The 5674-nt window shown below is 75.7% G+C and carries 5 protein-coding genes; 2 read left to right on the top strand and 3 right to left on the bottom strand.

The features are described 5' to 3' along the window. Positions 1–152: 152 nt before the first annotated feature. From GYH36_RS18705 to GYH36_RS18715, 3 genes are read right to left on the bottom strand one after another with little or no spacing between them, the layout of a single operon-like run. On the bottom strand, positions 153–1580 hold the full coding sequence (locus GYH36_RS18705; RefSeq protein WP_312028715.1) for an MFS transporter: 1428 nt from the start codon (positions 1578–1580) through the stop codon (positions 153–155). Further along, on the bottom strand, positions 1577–2518 hold the full coding sequence (locus GYH36_RS18710; protein WP_312028716.1) for a polysaccharide deacetylase family protein: 942 nt from the start codon (positions 2516–2518) through the stop codon (positions 1577–1579). The genes GYH36_RS18705 and GYH36_RS18710 overlap by 4 nt, the downstream gene beginning before the upstream one ends. After that, a complete protein-coding gene (locus GYH36_RS18715; RefSeq protein ID WP_162290650.1) occupies positions 2515–3759 on the bottom strand; it encodes an ROK family transcriptional regulator in 1245 nt (414 codons plus the stop codon). Before GYH36_RS18715 ends, GYH36_RS18710 begins: the two co-directional genes overlap by 4 nt. A 151-nt stretch (positions 3760–3910) precedes the next feature. Here GYH36_RS18715 and GYH36_RS18720 point away from each other — a divergent pair, with 151 nt between their 5' ends. Both GYH36_RS18720 and GYH36_RS18725 read left to right on the top strand, forming a co-directional pair. Continuing rightward, the gene (locus GYH36_RS18720; RefSeq protein ID WP_312028717.1) at positions 3911–4489 is read left to right on the top strand and encodes a 1-acyl-sn-glycerol-3-phosphate acyltransferase; all 579 of its coding nucleotides are present in this window, start codon (positions 3911–3913) and stop codon (positions 4487–4489) included. A 316-nt stretch (positions 4490–4805) separates the two neighbouring features. Beyond that, positions 4806–5540, top strand: a complete 735-nt coding sequence (locus GYH36_RS18725) for a lytic polysaccharide monooxygenase (RefSeq protein WP_162290652.1) — start codon at positions 4806–4808, stop codon at positions 5538–5540. Positions 5541–5674 lie beyond the last annotated feature (134 nt).

Below are 5674 nucleotides of genomic sequence, written 5' to 3' on the forward strand. Positions count from 1 at the left end.
GGGGGGGGGGGGGGGGGGGGGGGGGGGGGGGGGCGGGGGGGGGGGGGGGGGGGGGGCGCGGGGGGGGGGGGGCCCCCCCCCCCCCCCCCCCCCCGCCCCGACCTCCCGGGCCGCCCCGAACGACCCCGAAGGACTTCGAAGGACCCCGAGCGCTACCGCGGCAACGGATCCGCCGCCGTGGGCGACGCCTCGGCCTCGACGACGGCCTCGCCCGCGTCGCGCCCGCGCAGCGGGTACAGCCAGAAGCACACGAACGCGAGCGCAGCGACGAGCACAGGGACGCCGCCGAGCAGGAGCCGCACGCCGGTGGAGACGGACTCGGGCTGCGCGACGTCGCCCGCGCCCTCGACGTACCCGCTCGCGCCGAGCACGGCGGCGACGAGCACCGCCTGGACGATGACGGACCCGCGCACGACGAACCCGTTGGCGCCGAAGTACATGCCCTCACGGCGCAGCCCGGTGCGCCGCTCGTCGTCGTCGATGACCTGGGCGAGCGCGACTTCCAGCACCTGCATGAGGCCGGCGACGCCGACGCCGACGGCGAGGCCCGCGGCGGCCGCCCCGAGCACGGTGGACGGCAGGAGGTAGAGGCACGTCGCGAGCCCGTAGACCGCGACGACCCACAGCATCGCGGAGCGCGGGCCGACGCGGCGCACGACCCAGGACCACCCGACGATCGACGGGATCGCGGCGACGAAGATCGGGGCGAGGAGGAACGTCGCGTCGGCCTCCGCGCCGCCGACGACGTAGCGCACGTAGAACGGGATGGCGGCGAGCACGATCGCGGTCGTGCTCTGGAGCAGGAGCGACCCGAGCACGTAGGTGACGAACGCGCGGTTGGCGAACGTGTACCGGAGCTGGTCGCGGAGGCCGACCGCGGCCTCGCGGTCGCGCACGGCCTCCTCGTCGACGGGCCGCTCGACCATGCCGACGAGCGACCACGCGAAGAACGCGAGGCTCACGACGGCGAGCAGCAGCGCCATCCACGTCCACCCGAGGGTGCCGTAGAGCAGCGGCGCGCCGGCGGTGCCGAGGATCATCCCGACGAGGCCGAAGATCTGGCGGGGCGCGTTGCCGCGGGCGCGCTCCGCCGTCGTGCGGAAGATCTCGGGGAAGAGCGCCGACACGTTGAGCACGACGACGACGTACGCGACGTCGTACACGGCGACGACGAGCAGGAACCACACGACGAGCCCGGTGGGGCCGAGCGCGGGCGGCATCCACACGAGCGCGAACGCGACGACGAGCGGGACGACGCCGAGACCGATCCACGGGACGCGGCGGCCCCAGCGGGTGCGGCGCCGGTCGGACGCCGCGCCGACGAGCGGGTTGAGGACGGCGTTGAGGATGCCGTGCGCGATCATCGCGCCGGCGACCCAGCCGGCGGGCACGCCCAGGTGGTCGACGTAGAAGTAGACGACGAACGCGGAGAACGTCTGGAGCAGCAGGTTCGCGGGGAACGCGGACGCGGCGTACGCGACGGTCCGCGCGCGCGACGGCGCACCGGCGAGGCGGCGGTCGCGCACGCGCGCGAGCAGCCCGGCCGGCGGCGGCGTGGGCGCGAGGCGGGGCGCGCTCACCGCTCGCCCCGCTGGACCGCGCGCAGGTCGCGCCAGCCGACGCGCACGAGCCCCTCCTCCGCGACGACCGCGGACACGGCGGGGTCGGCGAGCAGGCGGCGCTCGAAGCCGCGCTTCGCGACGCCGTAGTCGGCGACGTCGCCGAGCTCGTCGTCGTCGAGCATCGGGTGCAGGTAGATCTCCGTGACACCCGCGGGCACGCGGCGCAGGAGGTCGAGGAAGCCGGAGCGGACGTCCTCGTAGTCCTCCTCCTCCACCGTCCCCTCCCCCGCGAGCTCGAACGGGTGGGTCCACAGGCGGTCGACGAGCACGACGCCGAGCGCGTCGGCAGCGGCCGTCGCCTCGTCGAGCAGTCCCTGCACGTCGCCCGGGGGCAGGAGCATCCCGTCGGTGGTGCGCGGCAGCCGGAACGGCAGCCCGTGCCGGGCGGCGAGCCCGAGGACCTGCGGCAGGAACGACCGGCCGGTCTCGAGCCCGTAGACCGAGCCCATGTGGTTGTCGAGGTGGGTCACGTCGACCCCGGCGGCGAGCGCCGCGTCGACCTGCGCGGCGAGCTCCGCGGCCACGTCCTCCTCGCGCGCCTGCTGCTCGACGGCGAGGACGTCGCGGTGGAAGTAGCCGGCGTCGTCGACGAGGGACGTGCCGCCCCCGGTGAGGGGCCGCCAGCGGTACCGCGTCCACTCGCTCGTGAGCACGAGGTGCACCCCCACGTCGACGGGGTGGGTCGCGGCGAACGCGAGCGCCTCGGGCGCCCACGCGCACGGGACCATGAGGGTCGCGGAGTCGATCCGCCCGGCGAGGAGCAGCTCGGAGACCGCGCGGTTGGCCGCGCGGCACATGCCGAAGTCGTCGGCGTTGAGGATGATCGCGCGCGCGTCCGGGGCCAGGCCCAGCCGCGTGACGAGGTCCGACGGCGGCCCGCCCGCGGTGCCGGTCACGACGCCGCCTCCTCGCGCTCGTCGGGTACCGCGGCCGTGTCGGGCTCGCCCGGGTGGGCCGCGGCCGTGTCGGGCTCGCCCGGGTGGGCCGCGGCCGCGCGGAACACCTCGTCGCGCAGGGCGTCGCTCGCCGAGCGCGCGGCGCCCACGACGACCGCGTCGCACGTGAGCTCCGACGGGACGACCTGGACGGGGAGCACCGCGAGCTTCTCGGTGAGGAAACGGCGCACGCGGCCGGCGATGGGCTCGCGCGCCGCCTGGTTGGTGAGGACGAACAGCTCGGGCTCGACGACGAGCGCGACCGACGCCGCGACGACGGCGATCCGCTCGGCGACCTCGTCGAGCACGTCGCCCGACGCGACGTCGCCGTTCTCGGCGCGGTCCACGATCTCCTGGACGCTCACGGCGTCGCGCAGGCCGTTCTCCTTGGCGATCGCCGCGAGCGACGTGGCCCCCAGGGTCTCGGCGCCGAGCGAGCGGCCCGGGTGCGGGAGGAACGACACCTCGCCGGCACCGCCCGCCGCGCCGCGGTGGAGCCGCCCGTCGAGCACGAGGCCCGCGCCGAAGCCGTCCCCGAGCCCGAGGACCACGAACGAGCGCACGCCGGCCGCGACGCCGTCGCGCTGCTCCGCGAGCGCCGCGAGGTTGACGTCGTTCTCGAGCGTCACGGGGCAGCCGAGCGCGTCGACGAGCGCGTCGTGCAGCTCGGTCCCGCCCTTCTCGAAGCCGGGCACGCGGCGGATCGTCACGTGGTCGGGCCCGACGATCGCCGGGACCGCCGCGACGGCGCGCGTCACCTCGACGCGCGTCCCCTCGGGGAGCCGGGCCTCGACGTCGCTCACGCACGCCCGCGCGAGCTCGGCGGCGGCGCGGGCCCGCGCCGTGGGCGTCGCCTTGACGTCCCGGCGCTCGGCGCGCGCCCGGACGGCGCCCGTGACGTCGACGAGCGCGACCCGCACCCGGTCGCGCGCGACGTCCACGCCGAGCCCGAACGCGTAGTCGGGGTCGATGCGGTAGAGGGTGGCGGCCGGGCCACGGCGGTCGCGGTCGAGGCCCGCCTCGGTGACGACGCCCGTCCCCTCGAGCGCACGCAGCGTCTGGGCCACGGTCGTCTTGGACAGGCCGGTCGCCGCGACGAGGTCGGGCCGCGCGAGACGTGCGCCCGCGGCGAGCGCGTCGAGCACGGCGCGGGCGTTGAGGGTCCGCAGGAGGGCGGGTGTACCGGCGGGGGTGATGTCCATCTGGTCTCCGTCGAGCAGTGGGTGCGGTCACGTCGGTCCGGGCCGAGCGGGTAGGTCGGGAAGTTTCCTACCCGCCGGGAGACTAGCGCTGGCGTCGTGCGGTTGTCGACGGCGACCGGCCGCGCCGGGGACGGGGCTGTACCGTGGCGTCGTGATCCGCCGAGCCCTCGCCCGCGCCTACTGGGCGACCAGCCGGTGGTCGCTGCGCTCCCAGCCCTACGACACCGGTCGCCCGACCCTCCTCGTCGGCGCCCCGCACACGTCGAACTGGGACTTCGTGCTCATGCTCGCGATCGCGTGGAGCACCGGCATCCACGTGCGCTGGCTCGGCAAGCACACGCTGTTCGCGGGCCCCGCGGGACCCCTCATGCGCGCGCTCGGCGGCATCCCCGTGGACCGCCGCGACCCGAGCCGGGTGGTGACCGACGTGGTCGCCCGCATCCAGGCCGGCGAGGTGTTCTCGCTGGTCGTGACGCCCGAGGGCACGCGCGGCGTGGGGTCGTACTGGAAGTCGGGCTTCTACCGGATCGCGCGCGAGGCGCACCTGCCGGTGACTCTCGGGTACGTCGACCGCACGACGATGACGACGGGCCTCGGGCCGACGATCGAGCTCACCGGGGACGTGCGCGCCGACATGGACGTCGTGCGCGCGTTCTACGCCGACAAGTCGGGCGTCCGCCCGGCGCTGCGCACCGAGCCCCGGCTGCGCGAGGAGGACGCGTCCGCCTGATCCCGGCTGCTCGGGCGGACCCGCGCGCGAGCGCGCCGGACGGCCGCCGCCCACCCTTCCCGGGCTACGTGATCCCCACACGTTTTCACCCGCTGGGGCCGCGCGGGAGGCCCCGTCCGCCCCGGTCGCGGCACCGCGGGAGCCGCACGATCCTGGTCCCTCGGGCCCGCCGGGTACGGGTGTTCCCGTACCCGGGAGCCGGCGTGCGTAGTCGTTGAGCGGACGTCGCGGGGCTGCCTACGGTCCACGACGTCACGGCCGACGGTGCGGGCTCCGCACGGCGTCGGCCCTCCCCGACACAGGAAGCGAGTCCCCCATGAAGCGACTCCGCGCGGCGCTCCTCGCCGCCGCCGTGGGCGCGAGCGCGATCGTCGCCCCGATCGCGATCGCCCCCAGCGCCTCGGCGCACGGCTGGATCACGTCCCCGCCGAGCCGGCAGGACCAGTGCGCCACGGGCGCCACGTCCTTCGACTGCGGCTCCATCAAGTACGAGCCGCAGTCCGTCGAGGCCCCCAAGGGCTCGATGCAGTGCTCCGGCGGCAGCGGCTACGCGATCCTCGACGACGAGTCCAAGCCCTGGCCCCGCACGACGACGGGCCGCGACGTGACCTTCCAGTGGAAGCTCACCGCGAACCACGCGACGAGCGTCTGGGAGTACTTCGTCGACGGCGAGCTCTTCGCGTCGTTCGACGGCGGCAACGTCCAGCCCCCGAAGGACATCTCGCACACGCTCACCGGCCTGCCGCTCGGCGAGCACACGATCCTCGCGCGCTGGAGCGTCGCGGACACGGTGAACGCGTTCTACAACTGCGTGGACCTCACGGTCACCGCGGACGGCACGAACCCCGGCGGCGAGAACCCGGGCGGGGAGAACCCCGGTGGCGGCGAGCCGGGCGAGTGCACCGACGCGGCGTGGTCGTCGACCGCGACGTACACCGGCGGGACGAAGGTCTCGCACGAGGGCAACATCTACGAGGCGAAGTGGTGGACGCAGAACAACGTCCCGGGCGCCGAGGAGTGGGGCCCGTGGAAGCTCGTCGGCGCCTGCTGACGCGCTGACGTCCCGCGACGGCGGGCGGCCGGTCCTGCGGGGGCCGCCCCCCCCCCGCCGGGGTTGCCCGCCCCCCCCCCGGCGCCCCGAAGCGGGAGCCCCGAAGGGGTTTTGCCAAATTTACGGCAACCTGC

It is taken from the genome of Cellulosimicrobium composti (assembly GCF_010287905.1).
In the GTDB taxonomy this organism is placed as follows: domain Bacteria; phylum Actinomycetota; class Actinomycetes; order Actinomycetales; family Cellulomonadaceae; genus Cellulosimicrobium; species Cellulosimicrobium composti.